We start from the raw sequence: 22,251 nt of genomic DNA on the forward strand, positions 1-22,251 counted from the left end.
GCAAGGAGACACGCATGAATGAAACATCGAACGATCTGCCGCTACCGGACGGCATTCGCGCGCGCATGATCGACAATGGCAATGGCCTTTCGATGCATGTGCTCGAAGCCGGATTCGATATCCCCGGTCGGCCTTGCATCGTGCTCCTTCACGGCTTTCCCGAACTCGCTTATAGCTGGCGCAAGATCATGAAACCGCTTGCCGATGCGGGCTTTCATGTCGTCGCGCCGGATCAGCGCGGTTATGGGCGCACTATCGGCGGTATTGCTTCATTCGATACCGATCTCGACGAGTTCACATTTCCGAATCTGGTCCGCGATGTACTGGGTCTCGTGTCGGCGCTGGGTTATCGCAGAGTCGCATCGGTTATCGGTCACGATTTCGGCTCGCCCGTTGCCGCGTGGTGTGCATTGATTCGTCCCGATGTATTCGCATCGGTCGTGATGATGAGCGCGCCTTTTGCGGGGCCGCCCGCATTCGCCTTCAATACCGCGAACGACGATGCAAGGCTCGCGCGCGTCGAGACGGCGCAATCGATCATGGCCGAAGCGGTCGCCGGGCTCGCGTCGCTCGATCCGCCGCGCAAGCACTATCAATGGTATTACTCGGGCGCGCAGGCGAATGACGACATGTGGCACCCGCCGCAAGGACTCGCCGCGTTCTTGCGCGCGTATTACCACATGAAGAGCGCGGACTGGCCGGACAATGATCCGCATCCGCTCGCATCCGTTTCTGCCGATCAACTGGCTTTGCTGCCCACGTACTACGTAATGAACGCGGATGCGACGATGCCGCAAACCGTCGCCGAACATTCGCCCGACGCCGATCAAATCGCCGGATGTGCCTGGCTGTCCGACCGCGATTTGAACGTCTATGCGAGTGAGTACGCGCGCACGGGATTTCAGGGTGGACTGAACTGGTATCGGTGCGGCACCGATCCGAGTCTTGCTGCTGCACTGCGGATGTGGTCGGGGCGCACTATCGACGTGCCGTCATGCTTTATCGCAGGCGCGAGCGATTGGGGCTATTACCAGCGGCCGGGCGATTTCGAAGCGATGCGCGTGCTGGCCTGCACCGATTTTCGCGCGACGCATCTGATCGAAGGCGCAGGGCATTGGGTGCAGCAGGAGCAGCCGAGCACGGTCGTCAGCCGCATACTGCGGTTTCTCCGTCAGAATGCGCCATAGAAATGTATCCATACGTGTATGAAGTTTCTTGTTGTAAGAGTCTCATCTGAATGAGTTGTCCGGCGGAACTTCATTGAAATCGCGTCTGTCCACGAGCCTCGCGGCCTTTTTTGTAGGTCGGCATGAACCGCGAGGAGAGTATCGATGGATAAAGGACGTGTTGCCGCGCTCGACGCTGGCCGGGCGCTCGCGATCGTCGGGGTAGTCGCAGTACACCTGTCGTTTCAGTTTCCCAATCTGCCGGGCACCGTCACGCTCATTGCGCGCATGGGCCAATACGGCGTGCAGTTGTTCTTCGTGATCAGCGCGATCACGATCTTCATGACGCTCGAAGTGGATCACGCGCGCTGCGCGGATGCGCGTCATGTCACGTTGCGCTTCTATATCAAGCGTTTCTTTCGCATAGCGCCGATGTACTACGCGGCGATCGCGGTCTATGGACTCATCAGCTATGGCGCGACGCGCTCGGGCATCGAACGCGCATGGATTCTCGGCGCACATGGGCCGATGGACGTGCTGCTCAACCTGGTCTTTCTGCATGCGCTTTCGCCGACAGCGATCAATAACGTCGTGCCAGGCGGATGGTCGATCGGCGTGGAGATGCTGTTCTACCTGATTGCGCCACTTCTATTTTTTCTCGCGATGAATCGCGCGCGCCTCTTGCTGGCTACGGTGTTGTTGCTCGGCCTCTCGTATGCCGTGATGTCGATGGCCGATTGCAACGGCACGCTCGATTGCAATGTCGCCAATAACACGTTCAGCTACTTCTGGCCGCCCGTGCAGGGTCCGTGCTTCATCGTCGGCATGTGGGCGTGGTATGCATTTCGCTCGCATCTTCTCGGCGCGTCCGACGTGACGGCGCGCGTGTCTTTACTGTATTTTTCACTGGCGCTGGCTTTTGCGCTCACGACCGCAGCGCTCGGCGTGTGGCTCGACAAGGCGCATGCGCTCGCGCCCGTATTCGCGGCATGCAGCGCCGTGGCCTTTCTGCTCTTCGTGTGTTCACGTCATGCCCGCAAGCATCGCGATAACAAGCATGCCGTGCCGCGCGTCACACTCGTTCGACGCGCCGCCGCCGCGCTCGGCCGCGAAAGTTATGGTATTTATCTCTGGCACTTCATCTGCGTCTACGTGACGTTTCATTTCTTCGATCGCTCATTCGGACAGAAGAATGGAGAGACGTCGCTCGCGTTGTTCGGCGCGACGCTGATCGCGGTGCTCGTCGTCTCTTATGCATTGTCGCGTGTGTCGGACCGGCTGATTCAAGGGCGTGCTACACGCTTGTCGAGACGCCTGCTCGCATCGGTCGATCGACGCTTTCATCTGACGCGCGACGCCTGATCGCGAGGATAAGCATGAGCGGAGAACGCCTGACGGAAAGCCGGCATGGCTCGGCTTTCCCGCTGTCAAAGTACACGCGCGCGTTCATTCGATTCGCTCGCAAGCGAGGTGGGGTATTGCTGGATATCGGCGCAGGTTATGGAACCGCGTCCCTGCCTGCGTTGAGCAAACGCACGCGCGTGATTGCGAATGACATTTCCCGGGCGCAACTGGAGCAAATCCGGCAGGCTGCACCGGCCGCGTACGTCAGTAATCTCGTCTTGCTGGAAGGCGCGTTCCCGCACTACGAACTCGAAGCCTCTTCTCTCGACGTGATTCTCGCGTCTCACGTACTCCATTTCCTCGCGCCCGATGATTTCCGTACGGGCGTCGCCCGGCTATTCGATTGGCTCAAACCCAACGGCAAGGCATTCGTGCTGTGCTTCACGCCGTATCATCGTTTCATGGCGAAGATGATTTCCGACTACGAGCGGGCGATCGTATCGGGCAATGCATGGCCAGGATTGACGGAGGATTCGGATCGCTATGCACTCGCGCCAAAGCTATTGCCCGCGACAGTCAACCTCATGGACCCGACGATACTCGCCCGCGAATTCATGCTCGCGGGTTTTCGCATCGAGTGCGTGGAATTCACGCCGTGTCCTCGCGGCGTGAATCCGGAATACTTCCCTCTCGATGGCCGCGAGTGGGTCGGACTCGTTGCCTACAAAAGCGCCTGATTCGTCGTCGCTGGCGCGGGCAATTCGAACCGCCTTCCGCGCGTGCGATACAGCACGATGCTCAGAGCCAGCGTCGCAAGCTCGGTGATGGCGACGGTCATCCAGATGCCGCGCGGCCCGAACCATTCGGTCAGAAGCCAGAGCATCGACAAGAGCAGCAGCCAGCTTCGCAACAGGGCGACGATCATCGACGCGAGCGGCGCTTCGATGGCCGTCAGATAGCCGCTGATCGCTACGTTGATCGCGGCAGGCAGGAACGCGAGCGCGCACCACGGCAATGCGTCGCGCAGAAGCGCTTGTGCCGCAGGACTGTCGGGCACGAAGAGCGCCCCGAGCGGTTGCGCGAGCGCGAGGATCGCGAAAGCGGCGGCGAGTGCGAAGCCTGCCGTAACGATGACGCCGATCGAAAACGCGCGCGACACGGCATGCGCGTTGCCCGCGCCGCGCTGAAAGCTCACGATAGGCTGCATGCTCTGTACGAGCGCGACCATCGTGACCGACGCGATCATCGTCATGTATTCCACGACTGCAAACGCAACGAGGCCGGTGTCGCCGAGCCAGCGCAATACAGCGTGATTGAACGCGAAGAGCGTGACGCTTGGCGCGATCTCGCCGAGAAACTCCGATGCCCCGTTATAAGCCATGCGCCATGCGTGATCGAGCCGTGTGAAAGCATGGGCAACAGGCCGAACGTGCCGGGCCTTGACGAAGTGGTAGCCGAGCATCGGCATGCAGGCGAGCGCCTGGCTGATGCCCGATGCGAGCGCCGCGCCACGCATGCCCCATTGCATGTGGCTCACCATCCACCATGTCAAGGCGACATCGGCGATGCCGCCCGCGATCAGGCAGACGAGACCGAACTTCGCCGCGCCTTCGATTCGCAAGAACAGTTCGAGCGCATAACATGCGGTCGGAAACAGAACGAAAGGCGCATAAGCGTGCAGGAAGTCTTTCGCGAGCAGCGCAAGCTCGCCGCGCGCGCCCGTCCATTGCACGAAGGTATCGGCATAAAAATGGATCGCCATCGCGAATGTCACGCCGCATAGACCGAGCAGCCAGAGCGCCTGTGTGAATGCTTCGGCGGCATCGCGTTCGCGCTGCTCGCCGAGCAATCTCGCGACGAGCGTCGATCCGCCGACGCCGATCATCACGCTGAATGCGTAAGGCAGATAGAGCAACGGAACGAGCAGATTCAACGCGGCAAGCGCATCTGGGCCGACATGGCGTCCGATGAAGATGCCGCTGATGACCGAGTGCATGCAGTACACCCATGCAGCTAGCACGGTGGGCACTGCATAGTTCGAAAATTGACGAATGAGAGAAGCGTTGTTATTGAAAGCCATGACTGACAACCAGACGTTACTCGCTAGGCACGCCCATAAGAATTCGCGACGCATCATGCGTGCGAATGAATGTTATGGCATGGCGCATTAGCGCAGAATGAGCGCGCCGAAGATACGCAGGCGGGCCGCAAATGATTGAAACGAGACTGCGTAGCGCGGGAGCGCTACGAGAGGAACTGCGACGTGCGTGAGGTACGAATGCGGTGTGAATGCCGCTTCACGCTTTCATGACGCCGTGATTGGAGCGGCGAAGGCGAATGAAGGTTCCTTATTGCCCCTTTTAAGCGAATCATAATTCGCGCACCGGTCAGCCGCCTGATGCCTCCAGCGGCCTGTCGGCCTTGGCGCGCAAGCCATAGGCAGTCAACATGCGATACAGCGTGACGCGCGAGATGCCCAGTTCGTCCGCCGCTTCGCCGAGACGTCCGCGATGACGCAACAACGCCACGTCGATAGCCTGTCGCTCGGCTGCTTCGCGCGCTTGTGCGAGCGTCATCGGCGCGGCTTCCGCATATTCGCCCAGTTCGAGATCGCTGGCGAGAATCTGCCTTCCTTCCGACATGACGATTGCGCGACGCACGCGATTGATCAACTCGCGCACATTGCCGGGCCAGCCATAGTTATGCAGCGCTGCAATCGCGCACGGCGCGAAGCCGCGAAGCCGCCGGCTCGCGTCCTTTCTGAAGCGATCGAGCATGTGATTCGCAAGCAGTTCGATATCCTTGCCGCGCACGCGCAGCGGCGGCTCGTCGATCTGCAATACGCACAGGCGATGGTACAAGTCCGCGCGGAAGCGTCCTTCGAGCATGGCCGTCTGCATGTCGACGTGCGTCGCCGAAATGATGCGTACATCGACGTCCGTCGAACCTTGTCCGCCGAGACGCTCGATCTTGCGCTCTTGAAGAAAGCGCAGCAGACTCGCCTGACTTTCGAGCGGCAGATCGCCGATTTCATCGAGAAAAAGCGTGCCGCCGTCGGCCGCTTCAACGCGACCAATCTTGCGTTGATTGGCGCCGGTAAATGCGCCGCGCTCATAACCGAAGAGTTCCGACTGCAACAGATGCGCGGGAATCGCGCCGCAGTTGATCGCGACGAAAGGCCGCTCGCGCCGCACGGATCGCTCGTGAATCGCAACAGCGGTGAGTTCCTTGCCCGTGCCCGATTCGCCGGAGATGAAGACGGGCGCATCGGTCATCGCGACTTTTCGAATCGAGCGATAAAGCGCCTGCATCGCATCGCAGGAACCGACCATGCTGCCTTCCTTGCATTCGTCCTTGCGCGGATCGTTGCTCGCGGCATCGTGCAGCGAAACCATGCCGTATGCGTGTCCCACTGCATCGACGATTCGATCGGCGGTGGACGGCACGGTCACATAGTCGAAACAAAAATCGCGAATGAGGCGGCAGATATCGGGGTTATCGACATGCTCGGCGTCGACGGTTGCGACCCAGCCGATCTGATAACTTGCGAGCATCGCGGTGAGCGCGGCCGCGTCCTGTGCAAAACCGCGACTGGTGAGATCGACGATACCCGCCGCTGCGCGTTTGCCGTGTTTGGCGGACTTGGGCGGCTTGGCCGGGTCGATGCGCTCGACGGTCCAGCCACGAGCGCACAAACGCTCGGAGACATCGTCCGATAATGCGCGGCCCACGAAGTAGAGCGTTCTGGCTTCCCCGTACATGGCTATTCCCGGCTTTTATAGATATTGCGGCAAGTATGCGCCCTGCGGTCGCAATGTAAAAAGCCTCGCAAACGATAAGCCGTTTTTGAATGTTTACATTGATCGGCGGATTCGATTAAAAACGTCATAGCATTTTTTGCGGGACGCCCGTGCGAAAACCTGCGGAACGAACGTGCTTTATCCGGCCGTGCCCTACGTGACACGGACGGGCGCGCACGGAGCGCTCGGAACAAGTTACTTATTCACTTATGAATATGTCCATGCACGAAAGTATTTGCGGAACAGAAATCTGCGAGCACTGAAATATCAGATAATTAATACCTCCACGCATTGCAATTTGCGGCGCACGCATTGCGGGCGTAGAGTTCATAAAGGTGCATCTCGTCTGATGAATGACCGTTCGAATATGGATAAAGCAGAGAACTCCACCTCAACGTACCAGCCGCGTTTGCTTCTCGTCGACGACGACCCGGCGATGATTCGCATCATCGGGGACATGCTCGCGGAGTTCCCCAACCAGCGCTTTGCCACCACTGGCGAAGCGGCACTCGCGCTGGCGCGCGAGTCGACGCCGGATCTGATCCTTCTCGACGCCAATCTGCCCAACATGACGGGCTTCGATGTCTGCGAAATCCTCAAGCGCGATGCGAAGCTCGCGCGCGTGCCGGTGATATTCGTCACCAGTCACGACGCGCCCGCGCTCGAAGTCGACGCCTTCAACATCGGCGCGGCGGATTACGTCATCAAACCGCTGGTCGCGCCGCGCCTGCAGGCACGTGTGCGGGCACAGCTTCGTCTGCGGCATCGCGTGATGGAGGCGCAGGCGCGTCGGCACGAGCAGGGTAAAGCGGCGGCGTCGAAACCTACGGGCGTGCGCGTGCTCGGCATCCTCGGGGACGACACGATCGAGGCGCATCGGCATGCGCTCGAAGGCATCGGCGCACTCGATCTCGCGAAGGATTGCAATGCCGCGCTAGGTCTTGCGCAAAGCAAGGAGCCGGATGCGATCGTGCTGGATGCGCGTTGCTGCGATAACCCTTGCGCGGCGGTGCGCGCATTGTTGTCGGAACTGGCCCACGTACCGATCGTCGTGCTGGCCGATGCGCGCGATGTCGAAACGGAGCAATGCACGCTCGATGCGGGCGCGGCGGATGTCATTGCAAAGCCGGCCAGGTCCGCCGTGTTGCAGGCGCGCGTGCAGGGCGCGCTGGCTTCTGCGTGCAAGGCGCGGGAAGAATTGCGCGCGATGCTGGACTCGGCATGCGGCGCGAACGTCCATCCGTTTCCGGTGTATGTTCGCGATGCAAATGGCCGCTAACGTCTAGCGTTCTCGTTCGGCTCAAACCTGTTCGAGCATATCGCGCGCGATCTCCGATGCGCGCGCGAATTCGAGTGCGCGCACGCACGCGAGAAACTGCTCGAAGTGCTCGCGATACGCGCTCGGCGCATAAGGCGACAAGTTCTCGGATAGCGCGATCGCCTGCAGATTCGATGCATCGAGCAATTCGACGATAGCAGTGAGGCGTGCGCGCCAGTCGTAGTCTTGCAGCGGTGAAACGTTGGAAGTGTTCCGTGCAGGCGATCGGGGCCGACCGAATTCATCGACGAGTTGCGCCACGCTCGATGCAAGCAACTGCTGCATGCGCGGCAACGCCACGCGCGCAGCTTCCAGAACATGCGCGTCCTTCTCGAGCGTGCTCGCGAGCCGCGCGAGCGCAGCAGCGCCGATCGTGCCCGCGCTGCCTTTGATCGCATGCAGCATCGCCGCGGCGCCGCGCACGTCGTGCGCCGCGAGCGCCGAGGCGAGCATCGCGAGTTGCTTGCCAGTCTGCGCGTCGAGGCCGTCGATCGCCTTGCGGATCAGATCGACGTTGCCGCCGAAACGCGCGACGATCGAATCACGCGGCTCGATGATAGATTCGATATCGGCATTCGCGTGATGTGCATCCGGCGCTTGCAGCGTGCGTTCGGTGTGCGCGCGCAGCACCGCGACCAGCCGCTCCACATCGATTGGCTTGCCTACATGTTCGTTCATGCCGGCCGCTATGCATGCATCGCGATCCGCGCCCGATGCATTGGCCGTCATCGCGATGACGGGCAGCGCGGCGAAGCGGCCGTCCGCGCGAATGAGGCGTGTCGCTTCGAGTCCATCGAGATCGGGCATCTGCACGTCCATGAGCACCGCGTCGAAGCAGGCGTTTGCTGCGATGACCCGATCGACGCCTTCACGGCCGCTTTGCGCAAGCGTGACGGATGCGCCTTCAGCGAGCAGCACGCCTTCGGCAACCTGGCGGTTGAGCGCATTGTCTTCGACGACGAGCAACGCGAGTCCCGCAAGGCGGCGCGCTTTCATTGTCGGCAGCGGCGTGACGGGCCGCGTCGTTTCGGTGTCGCGAGGCAGCGCGGCACGGATTGCCGCCGCGAGTTGCTTCGGCGTCACGGGCTTCGTCAGGAAGCCGGCGAAAGGCGCGTCGCCGCCTTCCTGCGACTCCTTCAACACCTCGCGGCCGAATGCCGTGACGAGCAGCACGAGAGGCGGCGCAGCGCGGCCTTTCATCGCGTGAATCTGCCTGGCGGCGTTGAGCCCGTCGAGTTCCGGCATGCGCCAGTCGAGGAGGGCGATGTCGTAGGGCGCATCGTTCAGCGCAGCTTCGCCGATGCGTTCGACCGCTTCGCGTCCGCTCGTCACGATGTCCGCGCGCCAGCCGAGCGAGCGCACCGTGCGCGCCATGATCTCGCCTGCGATCGCGTTGTCATCGGCGATGAGAATGCGCGCGCCATGTCCGAGGTTCGCGCTTTCGTCATGCGTCAACGCGCTCGCCGTTTCGACGCCAAGCGTGATGTCGAACCAGAAGCGGCTGCCTTCGCCCACGCGGCTTTCGACTTCGAGCTGCCCGCCCATCATCGCGACGAGCCGCTTGCTGATGACGAGCCCAAGGCCCGAGCCGCCGTAACGGCGCGAAGTCGATGCCTCCGCCTGCGTGAAGCCCTCAAAGATGCGTTCGAGCTGTGCCTCGCTGATGCCGATGCCGCTATCGCTGACCGTGATACGCAAGCGCACCGCATCGCCGGATGCATCGGGCGAATCGTCGAGCCGATGCACGCTCACGACGATCTGCCCCGCCGACGTGAACTTGAGCGCATTGCCCGCGAGATTGATCAGCACTTGCTGAAGGCGGAAGCTATCGCCGACGAGCACAGTCGGCACGGACGGATCGAGATCGAACAGCACTTCGACATCCTTCGCGCCCTGGTTGCCCGAGAGCACGATGCCGAGCTCTTCCATCAGTTTTTCCGGCTCGAACGGATGGCTGTCGAGCTGCAGCTTGCCCGCTTCGATCTTCGAATAATCGAGAATATCGTTGAGCGAATTCAGCAACGATCTGGCCGCGGTTTCCGCCTTGCTCACATAGTCCTGCTGGCGCGCATTGAGCGCCGTCAGCTGCACGAGATGCAACATGCCGAGCACCGCGTTCATCGGAGTGCGGATTTCGTGGCTCATGTTCGCGAGGAACGAAGACTTCGCCGCGCTCGCGGCATCGGCCTGCTCCTTCGCATTGCGCAGATGGAACTCCAGTTCGTACTGGTCGGTGACGTCGTAGTTCACGCCGGTCATCACGACGGGCGTGCCATTCGCGTTGCGCTGCGTGCGCAGCCCGCTCTCGATGCGCCGCGTCGTCCCGTCTGGCAGGACGATCCGGAACGGCTGCAAGGTCTCGATCTCTCCGGCAGCGGCCGCGCGCAGGTTCGCCATGATCGCGTCGTGATCCTCGGGATGTATGCGCAGGCGCCAGTGCTCGAAGTGCAGCCCGTTATCGAGCATCTCCGGCGGATATTGATAAATCTCGAACATGCGCGCGTTCCAGTCCAGCTTGTCCGTCACCAGATCCCACGACCAGATGCCCAGTTCGGCAATGTCGGCAGCCAGAAGCAACTGGTCGCGCGCGTGCGCCAGTTCGCTGCGTTCCTTCCGCTGCCTGGAGATATCCGTAATTACGGATACAAAATGCAAAGCGCCATCGAGACGCATCGCGCCCGTCGATACATGGGCGGGAAACGACGTGCCGTCCTTTCGCTGTCCGGCGAGTTCGCAGTCGGCCGTCGCGACGCCGCTTTCCCCCTTGAATTGCATTATGTATTCGTTATACAAATCCAGATGGGGCGGCGGCACCAGCATCCGGATGTTTTGCCCGATGACTTCGCTCGCCTTATAGCCGAATACCTTTTCGCCGGCCGAATTGAAGGAGCGGACCGCGCCGCGCTCGTCCACGGTGATGATCGGGCTGATCGCGGTGTCGAGGACGGTTTGAGTCGTCGCGAGGCTGCGAGCGAGCGCCTGCTCGATGTGGGTGCGCGCCGTGACCTGACGCACGAGCCGTGCGCCGAACATCGCGATGACGAGCGCGAGCACGGTCGTGACCGAGGCGTGCCAGAGCGTATCGCGCCACCACGGGCCGAGGATTTCATCTTCCGAAAGTGCTGCGGCGACGAAGAGCGGATAGTCCTGCAATTCCCGCAGGCTGTTTAGACGAGTGACGTGATCCTGCGACGATTTAGTCGTGAACACGCCCGAGCGGCCTTCCAGATGCGAGCGATAAAGCGCGGTGTCGCTCACGTTCTTGCCGACGAAACGATCCTCGAAAGGGCGGCGCACGATCATCGTGCCCGAGTTCAGCACGAGCACCGCCGCGCCCGACTGGCCGAGATCGAGGCTGTCGTAGAAGCGCGAAAAGAAATCGATGTCGATGGTCGCGAGCGCGACGCCCGCGAAGCTGCCGTCGGGCGCGTCGATGCGGCGTGATACCGGCACGATCCACTTTCCCGTCGAACGGCTCTTGACCGGCGGCCCGATGTGCGAGCCCTGATCGGTATGCGTGCGGTGATATTCGAAGTACTCGCGGTCCGAGTTATTGAATCGCGAGTCGAGCTTCGCCTGCGAATTGACGATCCACGCGCCGTCCCTATCGAAGATGAAGAGCCCGTTCAATTGCGGCAACTGCTGCACGCGTGACACGAGCGAGCGGTGCAGGCGCGCGAGGTCGGCCGGCGACGTGCCGTCCTCCTCGACGCGCTCCACCATGCCGATGAGCGTCGTATCGGCTTCCTTGAACGCGTCGTTCGCGTGCTGCGCCATCGCGCGCGCGAGGTTGGACGTCGCCGTCGTCATCTCGTCGATCTGCGCGCGGCGTGCGGCGACGCTGCGCCAGAGATCGGTGCCGATGAGGAGCACGCAGACGACGCCGATGAACACCGTCATCCTGAAAGTGAGCGAGTGGCGACTGTGCAAGCCGTTTGTCTCCGAATGAGCGATTGCGGGACGCTAAGATCGAACGCTGCCGTATCTTATCGCGCCATCCGAAGCGGGCCGGTCGACGGGCAGGCGCGCCGGGCGAAGCGACTTTCGCGGCAATCAGCCGTATTAACGGCGCGGCGGCGCGAAAGCTTGATCCCATGCGAAGGGAATATTCTCGCGGCCTTTTCCGTATCTCACGCAAGGAGTCGCTTCCGACGAGGTCCGGCGACGTGTTCGACGTCCGCCGTCTTTCCGAAGACGAAGCGTTGGCTCGCGCCCGACACTCGCGTCGGCCTGCGCGCGGCTGATTTCGCCCCGAGCCTTGACTGGCACGGCATCGGCGAAACTGGCACGGTCGCTGCATTGCATCGACACCCGCCGCCTCAGCGACTCTCCGATTCATCCGTCTTGCACGTTCGCTCAGCCGGCATTTCATGGAAGGTCTCGTTGGTGCAAGTGGAGCGAATCATGTTGGGATACCTAATCAATGTCGGAAAGGACTTCATGCTGCCGCATCTGATCTGCTGGACCGGGATGCTGCTGGAACGTGCGGAGCATAGCCGCCGCGACGCCTATCTCGGATCGTGCGCGGATATCGGCGAGCTCGAACGCCGTATGCGCGCGTGCGACGGCGACGCCTGATCACTCACGAAAGCGAGAACGAACGATGATGGATTCGAACGACGAACACACCGCCGCAGCGGTCATCGCGCTGCACTGCTCGGGCGCGGGCGCGAATCAATGGCGCCAGCTCGGCGAAACGCTCGACGCACTCAACGCGGATCACGCGCGCTACACGTTGATGGCGCCGGAGCACTATGGTTGCGACAGCGTCGGACCGTGGAGCGGCGAGCGCGCCTTCACGCTCGCGGACGAAGCAGCCCGCACGATCGACATCATCGATCGTCAGCGCGGCAAGGTGCATCTCGTCGGACATTCGTATGGCGGCGGCGTCGCGTTGCGCGCCGCGCTGGAACGGCCGCACGGCGTCGCGAGCATCACGCTTTACGAGCCGTCGGCGTTTCATCTGCTGAAGAGCATGGGCGCGCGCGGTGCGACTGAATTCGCCGAGATTCTCGCGATCGCGGCGCGCACGGCGGAGGGCGTCGTCGCCGGCGATCTGCGCGGCGCGGCGCGTTCCTTCGTCGATTATTGGGGCGGACATGGCGCATGGTCGGCGTTGCGGCCGTCCGTACAGGCGATGCTCACGCGCTGGGTGCCGAAAGCGCCGCTCGATTTTCGCGCGCTGATTCACGAGCCGACGCCGGCGAGCGCGTATGCGAAGCTGCGCATTCCCACGCTCGTCATGCGCGGCGAGCACGCGCCCGCGCCGACGCGCCTGATCGCGGAAACCTTGCCCGATCTGATGCCGGCGGCGAAGCTGATCGTCGTGCCGGATGCGGGACACATGGGGCCGCTCACGCATGCCTGTGCGGTGAACGCGGCGATCGCGGATCACATCGCGATGGCGACGTGCGCGCCGCTGGCCTAGCTAGCCGAGCAGACCGTCGCGCGACGACGCGCTTTCTCCCTGACGCTCGATGAGCCGCGCGCGGAACCAAAACGTCCACGCGAGCAATCCGCCGTAGATCACGTAGCTCACGACCGGCGAGACGACCAGATAACGCTCGACCGGCCACGTCCACGCGAACCAGAAGCGCAGCACGGTCTCGAGCGAGAGCCCGACGCCCCACACGAGCGTCATCAGCCGCAACGACATGCGCAGCGAAGCGCTCTCGCTCCAGTACGCCTCGAAGCGTTTCGCGCCGTCTTCCTGCTCGCGCGTGACGGTCGCGCGGGCGAGATAGAAGACGAGCGGGCGCTCGAAAAACAGCGAGATCAGAAAAACGATGCCCGTTGCGCCCGCCGCGAGCGATTCGCGCACGAGCAGGATGCGCGGGCTGCCGCCCATCGCGAGCATGACGATCGATAGCGCGATGCCGAACAGCACGAGCGCGGAAAGCGCATCCACGCGGCGCGAGCGCGCGAATTCGGCGACGCTCCACATGAGCGGCGGCGCGGCCGATGCATACAGCGCGCCGACATCGCCCCAGTAAGGCAGCGCGAGCCGGTACGCAAGCCACGGAAGCAGCAGGTTAGCGACGAGTTCGAGCACGAGACCGGGTTTGATCTTTTTCATGGACTCAGGAATGTGCGCTTTGAATGGCAATGCCTGAGCCAAGTATAAGAGATCGACAATGCGCGGCCGTGCGAACGCGCGCGCCGGTTCGCTGGGAAGGGCTCGGGCCGCTCCCGATCCAACGAGCGGCCCGACGCGCACATGGCGCCTACTTTCTCGGGGGCGCGCCCGCGGCGGCGGGCGTTCCGGGCACGGCGCCGTTTGCCGTATTGCCCGCGTTGGGGTTGTAGTTCGAGTTCGCGTTGTAGTTCGGCGTCGTCGTATTCGCGTTCGGCGTGTTCGGCGTCGCCGGCTTCAGGGGCTTCGGCTGCAGTGTCTGGTTGATGACGCCCATCTGGCCCATCTTCTTCGCGGCTTGGCTGTCCGCGCTGGCCGCCGTGGCGAAGCACAAGCCAGCAGCGCCGGCGATCAACGCAATGTGCAGGGCGCGTCCCTGCGCGCGATTGCGGCTTTTCTTCATGTCGGCCTCCTTGGCTCACGCCGGCCGCGCGGATGCCCGGCCGGCGACATCATTCTGTGCAAGGACGATACCCGGGCGAAAGAGGGTTTTGCCTAGGTGCTTGCAAATGCAATCCGCGGCGGTCTGACACAGCATCGCTTGATATTTGTCTAAGAAAAGGCCCTCTCCGGTCGGTAATATGTACTTCGAATTGCTAATTGTTTATCAACCGGAGGATCAAGCATGTTTCCCGAATATCGCGATCTCATCTCGCGCCTGAAGACCGAAGACGGCCACTTCTCGCGGCTCTTCGAGCGCCACAACGAACTCGATCATCAGATCCACAACATGGAGACCGGTGTCACGCCTGCGGATGGCTTCGCCATCGAATCGCTGAAAAAAGAAAAGCTGCTGCTGAAGGACAAGCTCTACACGGTCTTGCGAAAGGCGCACGAAGCCGCCTGAAGACAAAACGACGTGAGAGACAGAGACTCCGAGCAACAACATCGAGGAAGGAATGAAGTTGATATCGCCAGGTAACACTGCCGAATCGAGCGACGGCGGCGTCGCGGCGCGAACGAAGCCGCCGTCCATCGAACAGGAAGAAACGGGCCGCGCGGTCGAAGCGGCGCATGACCTGCTGACGAGCAGCCTGGACGACATACTGAAGCGCTTCGACGCGCGAGACGGCGCACAAGCTGAATCGCTGGTCGATACCGTCCGAACCTTGATCGGCGGTATGTCGCCGGATGAAGTATCGGCGTTGCGCGCCCATCTTTTCGATGGCGACGCGATGCTGCGGGCCGCCAACGGCACGCCTGATCCCGACGACGAACTGTCGCCGTCGTGGAGAGATGGCGGCTATCCGTATCGGAACCTGATGTCGCGGCGCGCGTATGAGAAGCAGAAGTATCGCCTTCAGGTGGAGTTGCTGAAGTTGCAGGCGTGGGTGCGCGACACGGGTCAGCGCGTCGTCATCCTCTTCGAAGGGCGCGACGCGGCGGGCAAGGGTGGCACCATCAAGCGCTTCATGGAGCATCTGAATCCGCGCGGCGCGCGCGTCGTCGCACTCGAAAAGCCGTCCGAACGCGAGCGTGGTCAATGGTATTTTCAGCGCTATGTCGAACACTTGCCGACGGCGGGCGAAATCGTGCTCTTCGACCGCTCGTGGTACAACCGCGCGGGCGTCGAGCGCGTGATGGGCTTCTGCTCGCCGCGCGAATACGAAGACTTCATGCAGCAGGTGCCCGCGTTCGAACGGCATCTTTCGCAGAGCGGCACGCACGTCATCAAGCTGTGGTTCTCCGTGAGCCGCGCCGAGCAGCGCCGACGCTTCAAGGAGCGCGAGATTCATCCGCTGAAGCAATGGAAGCTGAGTCCGGTCGATCTCGCGTCGCTCGACAAGTGGGATGCGTACACCGACGCCAAGGAAGCCATGTTCGCGCATACCGATAGCGCGGACACGCCCTGGACCGTCGTACGCTCCGATTGCAAGAAGCGCGCGCGCCTCAACGCGATGCGCTATGTGCTGCACAAGCTGCCCTACGCGAATCGCGATCTCAAAGCGATCGGCGCGGTCGATCCGTTTATCGTCGGGCGTCCGTTCTAGCTTGCGGTTGCGCCGTCCATCAACGTTTCGGCGAGCAAACGCGCGTGCGGCGTGAGCGCGCGGAAGTCGCGGGCACACAGATGCAGACGGCGTGTCGCCCACGGCTCCGATAGCGGCACGACCGCGAGCGTCGGCCGCTCCAGCATCCGCGCCGATGCCTCGGACAGAATCGCGAGTCCGATGCCCGATTCGACGAGCATCCCGACGTTGTCGATACTGCGCATGCGGATTCGGTAGCCGATCTGCCGGCCAAGTCGCGAGGCGCGCTCCGCAAGATGCAATTCGAGCGCGGCATCCGACAGCCCGACGAATGCCTCGCCGACGATTTCCGCGAACGCCACCTCGCTTTCTCCCGCAATCCGATGCGCGCGATTCGCCACGACCACGAGTCGATCCTTCGCGAGCAGATGCGTCTCCAATTGTCCAAGATCTGTCGTGTCCGAGACGACGCCGAGATCCGCGCGCCTCTCCGCGAGCGCCTGCACGATCTCCACACTCGGGCGTTCGTCGAGATCGATCGAAAGATCGGGATAGGCGACGAGAAAACGCGAGAGTCTCGGCGGCAGGAAGGCGGCCAGCGCCGCCGTGTTGGACATCAGCCGGATGCGGCCTTTGAGGCCGGTTGCGAACGAGCGCAGCTCGCCGCGCATCTGCTCGACCTGGCCGAGAATCGCGCGCGCGTGGCGCACGAAGGCATCGCCGGCGGCGGTCGCCTGCACGCCGCGGCGGTTGCGCTCGAGCAGCGGCGCGCCAAGCGCGGCCTCCATGCCCGCGATGCGCTCGCTCGCCGAGGCCAGCGCGAGGTGCATCGCCTGAGCGCCCGCCGTGATGCTGCCGCGCTCGACCACGGTCAGGAAAAGCCGCATGTCGGTCAGATCGAAACGCATCGCGCTTCCTTCGGATTGGCCGAAGCCTCGCATTGGAAATGCCAGATTGTAAGGGGACGGCCGCGTCGCTAGCATCTGTCGCATGGAACCCTTCATTGTCGTTATCGGCGCCGGTTTTCTTGCGGGCGGGATGAATGCGCTGGCCGGCGGCGGCTCGTTCGTGAGCCTCCCCGCGATGATCGCCGCCGGCTTGCCACCGGTTCAGGCGAACGCTTCGAGCACCGTCGCGCTGTTTCCGGGCGGTGTCGTGAGCGCGTGGGCCTATCGCGACGGGCTCGGTCCGGTCGGCTCGGTGTCGATCCGCAAGATGCTCGTGACGACGCTCGCCGGCGGGCTCGTCGGCGCAGTCTTGTTGCTGTCCACGTCGTCGCGGACGTTTTCGTTCGTGCTGCCGTGGCTGCTTCTGTGCGCGAGCTTCACGCTTGCGTTCGGCCGCAAGCTGGGCGAGATGTTGCGGCGGCGCTGGCATATCGGCGCGGCGGCGGTGCTGTCGATCCAGTTCGCGCTCGGCGTGTATGGCGGGTATTTCGGCGGCGCGGTCGGCATCATGATGATGGCCGTCTGGGGCCTGCTCGATTCGCGCGACCTGAAGAGCCTTAACGCGCCGCGCACGTTGCTCGTGAGCGCGGCCAACTCGGTGGCCGTGCTGACGTTCGCGGCGGCGCAGGCAGTGCGCTGGCCGGAGACGATCGCGATGCTGCTCGCGGCGATCGCCGGCGGGTATGGCGGCGCGCAGATCGGCCGGCGCGCGCCGCCGCAGTGGGTTCGCGCGGGCACCTTGATCGTCAGCGCCGGTATCACGATTGCATTTTTCGTAAAGACCTACGGGCCGATGCTCTCGCATCGATGATCGAGTGCGTCGACGTTGAGGGAGACCGACATGATTCCCGCCTTGCTTGAGACCATCGGGGCGCTATCGCTGCTCGTAAGCATCGCGGCGAAGGTCGTCCTGCTGCACGGATCGCGCGAGGAAGACGAGCCCGAAACGCCGAAATCCGCATCGATCAGGCGCGCGCGAATCGGATGTTTTCGCTCGAGAATCCGCGAAACACATCGCGCCCGTATGCCGCTCAGTGCGCGTTGCGTTCGATTGGCGGCAGGCCGAGCGGCTTTCTCGCGGACTCGTAGGCACGGATGAAGCGCGGATCGTCGTCGAGTTCGCGCGCCATCCACTTGGACAGATCCGCGCCGCAAGCCGGGTCGGCGATGTCGCGGAAGCACGGCGAATTCGCCGGCATCATGCTGGCGGCCCAGTAGAAGCCGAAGAGCGCCTGCTTTTCCGCTGGGTCCATGGCGATGGCCTGGGGATCGGCGCCCGAAAGCCAGCGATCGAGCCTGGCAGACAAGGACGCTTCGGTTTCGCGGCTATCGTAGGAAAACACGTAACCGCCGCCCGCCTGGGCGGTGCGAAAGTCGTTCATCACAACCTCCGAGACGAAACGCGCGGCATTTTGATTCGCCGCGAACGATTGCGCGCGCGCATCGCAAGTCAGGAACCAAACGAAGACGAGCAATGCTTTTGTTTTGTGCCGAACCAGCGGACGGCATTTTTTCCGATTGCTTGCCGAGTTCACGTGAATCAGAGGAAAGAATTTCGCATTACCGTCAATGAGAACGGCGCTGCAAATACAGTATTTATTCTACTGATTTATTCAAAGGACATGCGCGCCGAGGTCAGTCTGCGCTGGCGCGAAAATCCCGACCATCCGGTAGATAAATAATCTCCGCCTGCACCAATGCAAAAACGGCCCATACGGGCCGTTTCGTGCCTGAGGCGCCAGCGTTGAAACTTACAGCGGCTGGATCGTCGAAGCTTGCTTGCCCTTCGGGCCTTGCTTGACTTCGAAGCTCACCTTTTGATTCTCCTGGAGAGACTTGAAACCCTTGGACTGGATTTCGGAGAAATGTGCAAACAAGTCTTCACCGCCGTCGTCCGGCGTGATGAAGCCAAAACCCTTTGCATCGTTGAACCACTTCACAGTACCTGTTGCCATTTTTCCAAACCCTATTGAGACGAATTACGTTGAAGATGCGCTTCGAATTTCGAGCGGCATAGAGTTTTACCATGCCACAAGTCGGAGTTCAAATAAGCGTTTCTGCTAAGAGACATGACATACACGCGTCATACTCCGCGCTCAGGCGCCGGTCGCGCTGATTTTTTTGTCGGACATAATGCGCGCGTCCTTTCGATTATCCTCGCCTTCACGGTCACGCAAACGACAAAGGCAAGCTCATATGGCACATACGCTTTCCAGCGGCGCACCGCGCGCCGCGTCCGCTTCCGCACGGCTCGACGCGCCCGGGATCGCCGAAGCGCGCCGGCAGCTTGCAGCCTGCTTCCGGCTGGCGGCGCTGAACGGGTTCGAAGAGGGCGTCTGCAATCATTTTTCCGCGATGGTTCCAGGGCACGACGATCTTTTCTTCGTGAACCCCTACGGCTATGCGTTCGGCGAGATCACGGCGTCGCGTCTGCTGATCTGCGATTTCCACGGCAACGTAATCGACGGCGAAGGCGAGCCCGAAGCGACCGCATTCTACATTCACGCACGCGTGCACAAGCTGATGCCGCGCGTGAAGGCGGCTTTTCATACGCATATGCCGAACGCGACCGCACTGTGCCTGCTCGACGGCCCGCCGCTTCTGTGGCTCGGGCAGACGTCGCTGAAGTTCTACGGCCGCACGGCGGTCGACGAGGACTACAACGGTCTCGCACTCGACAACGCGGAAGGCGATCGCATCGCGCGCACGATGGGCGACGCCGATATCCTGTTCCTCAAGAATCACGGCGTGATGGTTGCAGGCGCAACTATCGCGGAGGCTTGGGACGATCTCTACTATCTGGAGCGCGCGGCCGAAGTGCAATTGCGCGCGATGAGCGCGAACCGGCCGCTCAAGCCGGTGCCGCACGAGATCGCGCAGCGCACGTACGAACAGATGCGCGCGGGCGATGCCGAAAGCGCGCGGGCGCATCTCGCGAGTGGCATGCGCCAGTTGCGCGCGCGAGGCATCGATTTCGAGGCGTGATGACTCCTTCGCGTCGAAGCGCCTGAACCAGCCGCGTTTGCCCATGTCGGTCTGCTGCAGGAATCGCGGCCTGGCCCTGCAAATGAGTGTTTTTGCGAGCCGGTGTGTGCCTTACATCGAGATGTCGTGCAGGTCTTTCACGATGGGCGGCCCGATCGTGAAGTCTGAGAAATGGACCGTGAGACCGCCGCGCTCGGGCGTGCAACACATCGGGCCGACGAGCCATCGTGCGTTCGCGCCGCTCGATGAGAAAGGCGCGAGACGCATGAGCGTCCAGTTGCGTTCATCGGCGCTGCATTGCACTTTCAGCACGCCTTGCGCGATCGTCACGCGAAGCCGGAAGCGGTTTGCGCCGGCACGCGAGCCGAGCGACCAGTCCGAGAGGTCGTTCGTGAGTACGGTGCTGAACGTGAGCGCGCCGTCGTTGTATTCGGCGCCGGCCTTGATCCAGCGCTCGGGGCTTTCGCGGATCATCAGGCCCGCCTGATCGTATAGCGCGGAGAAATCGCCAGCGACGGCGACTTCCGCCGTAAAGTCGCCTTCCACGCTCGCCGCGAAAACATGGCCGTTGTCGCGCACGAAGCCGTAATGCGTCTTGCGCCAGAAGTCGGTGTTCGTGTCGGTCGTGACGATGAGCGTGTCGTTGTCGACGCGCCATTGCGCGGGCTCGTTGATCCATCGGCATTGCTCGAACATGGCGTCTGGCGTCGCGTGAAGATGGCAGCGCAAGTATTTCACGGCGCGCAAGCCGTCATGCTGCCGCGCGTGACACAGTGCAGGGCAACGAACGGTCGTAGGAAAACGGTTTTCTGTGTCGACTGCATTAACATACGAACACTTACCGTCACGCTTTGAATCGAGAGAACGATGGTCAAGCTGATGATGATTCTGCTGGGCGTCGACTATTTGCGCAATCGTTGGCGCAGCCTGACGGTCACGGGCTGGTTGCTTCTGGCCGTCGGCATCGGCGTCTTCATCGATGCCCTCGACGGCGCGCTCGGCTTTCCGGTCGCGTTCGTCGGCTGGCTGCTGCTGATCGAGGGCGCGCTGACATTGTCCGTCGCGTGGGCGGGCGTCGGCGGACAGCGTAGACTGCGCTATGCGAAGGGCATTGCATTCGTTCTTACTGCCGCGTTGATCTTCGAAGGCGATCATCACGGTCACTTCATTCTTTCGATCCTGATTGGTCTCGCGTTTATCTTCGACGGCCTGTTGCAGGCGACATCGGCGCTTGTCGTGCGTTACCGGCGCTATCGTGTCGCACTCGGCTTCGCCATCTTCGAGATCGTCCTCGGCATCTTCATGATTCAACCCTATCCGACGCATTACAAAGGCACGGTGCCGTATTGCATCGGTGCGTTCTTTATCTTCGCGGGCTGGAATCTGATCATGATCGGCATGCGCGTGCGCAAGCTGACGAGCAATCCGGCCGTATGGGGCGATGCAAGCGCGGAAGCGGCGAGCGTTGCGGACAAGGCGCCCGATAACGAAGCGCGCGTCTTGCAAGCCAGCGAATGGGACGGCCCACCCGCCGATAACGAACCGGCGCTCACCGTGCATGTGTGGACGCCGGTCGGATCGTCGAAGGCGGAAACGCAATGGCACCCGATCGTCGATCGTTATATCGCCGCGGTGGATCGCAATGGCGTGATCTCGACGGGACACGCGGCGCTCGAATCGCCGGAAGGCATCTATGTGAGTCTCTATCCCGCGGTTGAAATCGACCGCTCGCCCGATGACTTCGCGCGCCTGCTGCGTGCCACGCGCGAGAACGATGTGCCCGGCGTGTTCCAGCCGAGTTATGCGATCGAATCGAAGGCATGGTGTCCATCGACCGTGCGCGTGCGTATCCGCAATTACGACCCGGCGCGGCTCGATAGTTTCTGGCGCAACTATCGCGCGGATACGACTTATAACCTCACGCACCGCAACTGTTCGAGCAGCGTGTCGCGCGCACTCGACGCCGCGCTCGAAGGGGCGGCAGGGCGCCTTTACGGTTCGCGCGCGGGTTGGGGCGCGCTCGTCAGGATGATCGTGACGCCGGAACTGTGGGTCGCGGCGCAGATACGCAAGCGCGCGGTGACGATGGCCTGGACGCCCGGCCTCACGCTCGACTATGCGCGCGCGCTCAGCATGGTTGCCGATCCGCGTCCCTATGGCTGGCTGAAGGTCGCGCGCATGGCGCTTACGAAGATGCGCAAGTCGCGGCGTGCATGGCGCGAGGAAGGTGCGCTTGCGCAGAACGGCGGATCGAATGCCGATCCGCCCGAACGCGTTTGATGCGCTGCGCCGCTACGCTATAGATCGAGGTCTTCGGCTTCCTTGCGTGCGCGGCGTTCCTCGTTCGCGCGCCGTGCGCGCAAGCGCTGACGCGATAGCTGAGCGATCACTTCGCCCGTCGACGCGCCCGGCGGAATCTCATTGCGAATGACCTTCGGTACCATCGGCAATCCCATGCGTTGTCGACGCAGCGCGCGGGCGATGGCGGTGCGGCATTCCTGACCGTGACAGTCCCATTCATCACGGATTCGCTCGCAGTAGGGACATTTTTCCATCCCTCAAGTCTACCGCGAAACAGTGGCGGCTTC

22 protein-coding genes are annotated in these 22,251 nt (G+C 62.3%); 12 read left to right on the forward strand and 10 right to left on the reverse strand.

The annotated features are described in order from the left end of the window. Positions 1 to 14 precede the first annotated feature (14 nt). The 3 genes from QCE58_RS19985 to QCE58_RS19995 all read left to right on the forward strand — a co-directional run bounded on the left by QCE58_RS19985 (position 15) and on the right by QCE58_RS19995 (position 3,247). A complete protein-coding gene (locus QCE58_RS19985) occupies positions 15 to 1,187 on the forward strand; it encodes an alpha/beta hydrolase (protein WP_250440937.1) in 1,173 nt (390 codons plus the stop codon). 144 nt (positions 1,188 to 1,331) lie between these two features. Further along, a complete protein-coding gene (locus tag QCE58_RS19990) occupies positions 1,332 to 2,528 on the forward strand; it encodes an acyltransferase (RefSeq protein WP_250521894.1) in 1,197 nt (398 codons plus the stop codon). A 14-nt stretch (positions 2,529 to 2,542) separates the two neighbouring features. Next, positions 2,543 to 3,247, forward strand: coding sequence for a class I SAM-dependent methyltransferase (locus QCE58_RS19995; RefSeq protein ID WP_250521895.1), 705 nt, complete (start codon positions 2,543 to 2,545; stop codon positions 3,245 to 3,247). Here QCE58_RS19995 and QCE58_RS20000 read toward each other — a convergent pair. Further along, positions 3,232 to 4,539, reverse strand: a complete 1,308-nt coding sequence (locus QCE58_RS20000; protein WP_250521896.1) for an MATE family efflux transporter — start codon at positions 4,537 to 4,539, stop codon at positions 3,232 to 3,234. The two genes, QCE58_RS19995 and QCE58_RS20000, sit on opposite strands and share 16 nt — an antisense overlap. Before the next feature lie 358 nt (positions 4,540 to 4,897). Continuing rightward, entirely contained in the window at positions 4,898 to 6,271 is a 1,374-nt protein-coding gene (locus QCE58_RS20005; RefSeq protein WP_008347976.1) for a sigma-54 dependent transcriptional regulator, read from the reverse strand. A gap of 406 nt (positions 6,272 to 6,677) precedes the next feature. On the opposite strand from QCE58_RS20005, the gene QCE58_RS20010 reads away from it, so the two are divergent. Next, entirely contained in the window at positions 6,678 to 7,589 is a 912-nt protein-coding gene (locus QCE58_RS20010; RefSeq protein WP_284502573.1) for a response regulator, read from the forward strand. Between the two features lie 21 nt (positions 7,590 to 7,610). Here the strand turns inward: QCE58_RS20010 and QCE58_RS20015 are convergent, their stop codons facing one another. Next, entirely contained in the window at positions 7,611 to 11,558 is a 3,948-nt protein-coding gene (locus QCE58_RS20015) for a response regulator (protein ID WP_250521898.1), read from the reverse strand. 474 nt (positions 11,559 to 12,032) lie between these two features. Between QCE58_RS20015 and QCE58_RS20020 the strand changes: the two genes are divergently transcribed. Continuing rightward, complete coding sequence (locus tag QCE58_RS20020) at positions 12,033 to 12,206, forward strand: DUF3563 family protein (protein WP_235366224.1); 174 nt, start codon at positions 12,033 to 12,035, stop codon at positions 12,204 to 12,206. A 25-nt stretch (positions 12,207 to 12,231) separates the two neighbouring features. Then, positions 12,232 to 13,056 carry an alpha/beta fold hydrolase gene (locus QCE58_RS20025; RefSeq protein WP_081851823.1) on the forward strand — a complete coding sequence of 275 codons (825 nt, stop codon included), beginning with the start codon at positions 12,232 to 12,234 and terminating at the stop codon, positions 13,054 to 13,056. Here the strand turns inward: QCE58_RS20025 and QCE58_RS20030 are convergent, their stop codons facing one another. Then, complete coding sequence (locus tag QCE58_RS20030) at positions 13,057 to 13,704, reverse strand: VC0807 family protein (protein WP_008347981.1); 648 nt, start codon at positions 13,702 to 13,704, stop codon at positions 13,057 to 13,059. A gap of 148 nt (positions 13,705 to 13,852) precedes the next feature. After that, positions 13,853 to 14,164: a hypothetical protein gene (locus QCE58_RS20035; protein WP_250503641.1), complete on the reverse strand. Its 312-nt coding sequence runs from the start codon at positions 14,162 to 14,164 to the stop codon at positions 13,853 to 13,855. Between the two features lie 222 nt (positions 14,165 to 14,386). Here QCE58_RS20035 and QCE58_RS20040 point away from each other — a divergent pair, with 222 nt between their 5' ends. Together QCE58_RS20040 and ppk2 are read left to right on the forward strand one after the other, a co-directional pair. Then, positions 14,387 to 14,608: a YdcH family protein gene (locus QCE58_RS20040; protein WP_008347983.1), complete on the forward strand. Its 222-nt coding sequence runs from the start codon at positions 14,387 to 14,389 to the stop codon at positions 14,606 to 14,608. A gap of 52 nt (positions 14,609 to 14,660) precedes the next feature. Further along, entirely contained in the window at positions 14,661 to 15,752 is a 1,092-nt protein-coding gene (gene ppk2, locus QCE58_RS20045) for a polyphosphate kinase 2 (RefSeq protein ID WP_008347984.1), read from the forward strand. Here the strand turns inward: ppk2 and QCE58_RS20050 are convergent. Beyond that, complete coding sequence (locus QCE58_RS20050; RefSeq protein WP_175980791.1) at positions 15,749 to 16,639, reverse strand: LysR substrate-binding domain-containing protein; 891 nt, start codon at positions 16,637 to 16,639, stop codon at positions 15,749 to 15,751. The two genes, ppk2 and QCE58_RS20050, sit on opposite strands and share 4 nt — an antisense overlap. An 82-nt stretch (positions 16,640 to 16,721) precedes the next feature. Between QCE58_RS20050 and QCE58_RS20055 the strand changes: the two genes are divergently transcribed. Continuing rightward, complete coding sequence (locus tag QCE58_RS20055) at positions 16,722 to 17,489, forward strand: sulfite exporter TauE/SafE family protein (RefSeq protein WP_250521899.1); 768 nt, start codon at positions 16,722 to 16,724, stop codon at positions 17,487 to 17,489. Positions 17,490 to 17,709: 220 nt separating this feature from the next. Here QCE58_RS20055 and QCE58_RS20060 read toward each other — a convergent pair whose 3' ends face one another. Then, the gene (locus tag QCE58_RS20060) at positions 17,710 to 18,060 is read right to left on the reverse strand and encodes a hypothetical protein (RefSeq protein ID WP_235366225.1); all 351 of its coding nucleotides are present in this window, start codon (positions 18,058 to 18,060) and stop codon (positions 17,710 to 17,712) included. A 30-nt stretch (positions 18,061 to 18,090) separates the two neighbouring features. Here QCE58_RS20060 and QCE58_RS20065 point away from each other — a divergent pair, with 30 nt between their 5' ends. Continuing rightward, positions 18,091 to 18,360, forward strand: coding sequence for a hypothetical protein (locus QCE58_RS20065; protein ID WP_235366226.1), 270 nt, complete (start codon positions 18,091 to 18,093; stop codon positions 18,358 to 18,360). Positions 18,361 to 18,429: 69 nt separating this feature from the next. Here the strand turns inward: QCE58_RS20065 and QCE58_RS20070 are convergent, their stop codons facing one another. Next, entirely contained in the window at positions 18,430 to 18,633 is a 204-nt protein-coding gene (locus QCE58_RS20070; RefSeq protein WP_008347993.1) for a cold-shock protein, read from the reverse strand. 241 nt (positions 18,634 to 18,874) lie between these two features. Between QCE58_RS20070 and QCE58_RS20075 the strand changes: the two genes are divergently transcribed. Beyond that, the gene (locus QCE58_RS20075) at positions 18,875 to 19,663 is read left to right on the forward strand and encodes an aldolase (protein ID WP_250436501.1); all 789 of its coding nucleotides are present in this window, start codon (positions 18,875 to 18,877) and stop codon (positions 19,661 to 19,663) included. 111 nt (positions 19,664 to 19,774) lie between these two features. Here the strand turns inward: QCE58_RS20075 and QCE58_RS20080 are convergent, their stop codons facing one another. Further along, positions 19,775 to 20,401 carry a DUF1349 domain-containing protein gene (locus QCE58_RS20080; protein ID WP_250521900.1) on the reverse strand — a complete coding sequence of 209 codons (627 nt, stop codon included), beginning with the start codon at positions 20,399 to 20,401 and terminating at the stop codon, positions 19,775 to 19,777. A 129-nt stretch (positions 20,402 to 20,530) separates the two neighbouring features. Here QCE58_RS20080 and QCE58_RS20085 point away from each other — a divergent pair, with 129 nt between their 5' ends. Then, positions 20,531 to 21,943: an HdeD family acid-resistance protein gene (locus QCE58_RS20085; protein ID WP_250521901.1), complete on the forward strand. Its 1,413-nt coding sequence runs from the start codon at positions 20,531 to 20,533 to the stop codon at positions 21,941 to 21,943. Positions 21,944 to 21,960: 17 nt separating this feature from the next. Here QCE58_RS20085 and QCE58_RS20090 read toward each other — a convergent pair whose 3' ends face one another. Further along, the gene (locus QCE58_RS20090) at positions 21,961 to 22,218 is read right to left on the reverse strand and encodes a hypothetical protein (RefSeq protein ID WP_033536198.1); all 258 of its coding nucleotides are present in this window, start codon (positions 22,216 to 22,218) and stop codon (positions 21,961 to 21,963) included. Positions 22,219 to 22,251 lie beyond the last annotated feature (33 nt).

Origin of the sequence: Caballeronia sp. LZ028 (assembly GCF_031451415.1) — a bacterium.
Taxonomy (GTDB): Bacteria; Pseudomonadota; Gammaproteobacteria; order Burkholderiales; family Burkholderiaceae; genus Caballeronia; species Caballeronia zhejiangensis.

Coding starts and splice junctions, on each gene's coding strand:
- QCE58_RS20055 (WP_250521899.1), top strand. CDS start 16,722: ATGGAACCCTTCATTGTCGTTATCGGCGCCGGTTTTCTTGCGGGCGGG.
- QCE58_RS19985 (WP_250440937.1), top strand. CDS start 15: ATGAATGAAACATCGAACGATCTGCCGCTACCGGACGGCATTCGCGCG.
- QCE58_RS20090 (WP_033536198.1), bottom strand. CDS start 22,218: ATGGAAAAATGTCCCTACTGCGAGCGAATCCGTGATGAATGGGACTGT.
- QCE58_RS20035 (WP_250503641.1), bottom strand. CDS start 14,164: ATGAAGAAAAGCCGCAATCGCGCGCAGGGACGCGCCCTGCACATTGCG.
- QCE58_RS19990 (WP_250521894.1), top strand. CDS start 1,332: ATGGATAAAGGACGTGTTGCCGCGCTCGACGCTGGCCGGGCGCTCGCG.
- QCE58_RS20005 (WP_008347976.1), bottom strand. CDS start 6,271: ATGTACGGGGAAGCCAGAACGCTCTACTTCGTGGGCCGCGCATTATCG.
- QCE58_RS20050 (WP_175980791.1), bottom strand. CDS start 16,639: ATGCGTTTCGATCTGACCGACATGCGGCTTTTCCTGACCGTGGTCGAG.
- ppk2 (WP_008347984.1), top strand. CDS start 14,661: ATGAAGTTGATATCGCCAGGTAACACTGCCGAATCGAGCGACGGCGGC.
- QCE58_RS20025 (WP_081851823.1), top strand. CDS start 12,232: ATGATGGATTCGAACGACGAACACACCGCCGCAGCGGTCATCGCGCTG.
- QCE58_RS20075 (WP_250436501.1), top strand. CDS start 18,875: ATGGCACATACGCTTTCCAGCGGCGCACCGCGCGCCGCGTCCGCTTCC.
- QCE58_RS20030 (WP_008347981.1), bottom strand. CDS start 13,704: ATGAAAAAGATCAAACCCGGTCTCGTGCTCGAACTCGTCGCTAACCTG.
- QCE58_RS20070 (WP_008347993.1), bottom strand. CDS start 18,633: ATGGCAACAGGTACTGTGAAGTGGTTCAACGATGCAAAGGGTTTTGGC.
- QCE58_RS19995 (WP_250521895.1), top strand. CDS start 2,543: ATGAGCGGAGAACGCCTGACGGAAAGCCGGCATGGCTCGGCTTTCCCG.
- QCE58_RS20010 (WP_284502573.1), top strand. CDS start 6,678: ATGGATAAAGCAGAGAACTCCACCTCAACGTACCAGCCGCGTTTGCTT.
- QCE58_RS20020 (WP_235366224.1), top strand. CDS start 12,033: ATGTTGGGATACCTAATCAATGTCGGAAAGGACTTCATGCTGCCGCAT.
- QCE58_RS20040 (WP_008347983.1), top strand. CDS start 14,387: ATGTTTCCCGAATATCGCGATCTCATCTCGCGCCTGAAGACCGAAGAC.
- QCE58_RS20085 (WP_250521901.1), top strand. CDS start 20,531: ATGGTCAAGCTGATGATGATTCTGCTGGGCGTCGACTATTTGCGCAAT.
- QCE58_RS20060 (WP_235366225.1), bottom strand. CDS start 18,060: ATGAACGACTTTCGCACCGCCCAGGCGGGCGGCGGTTACGTGTTTTCC.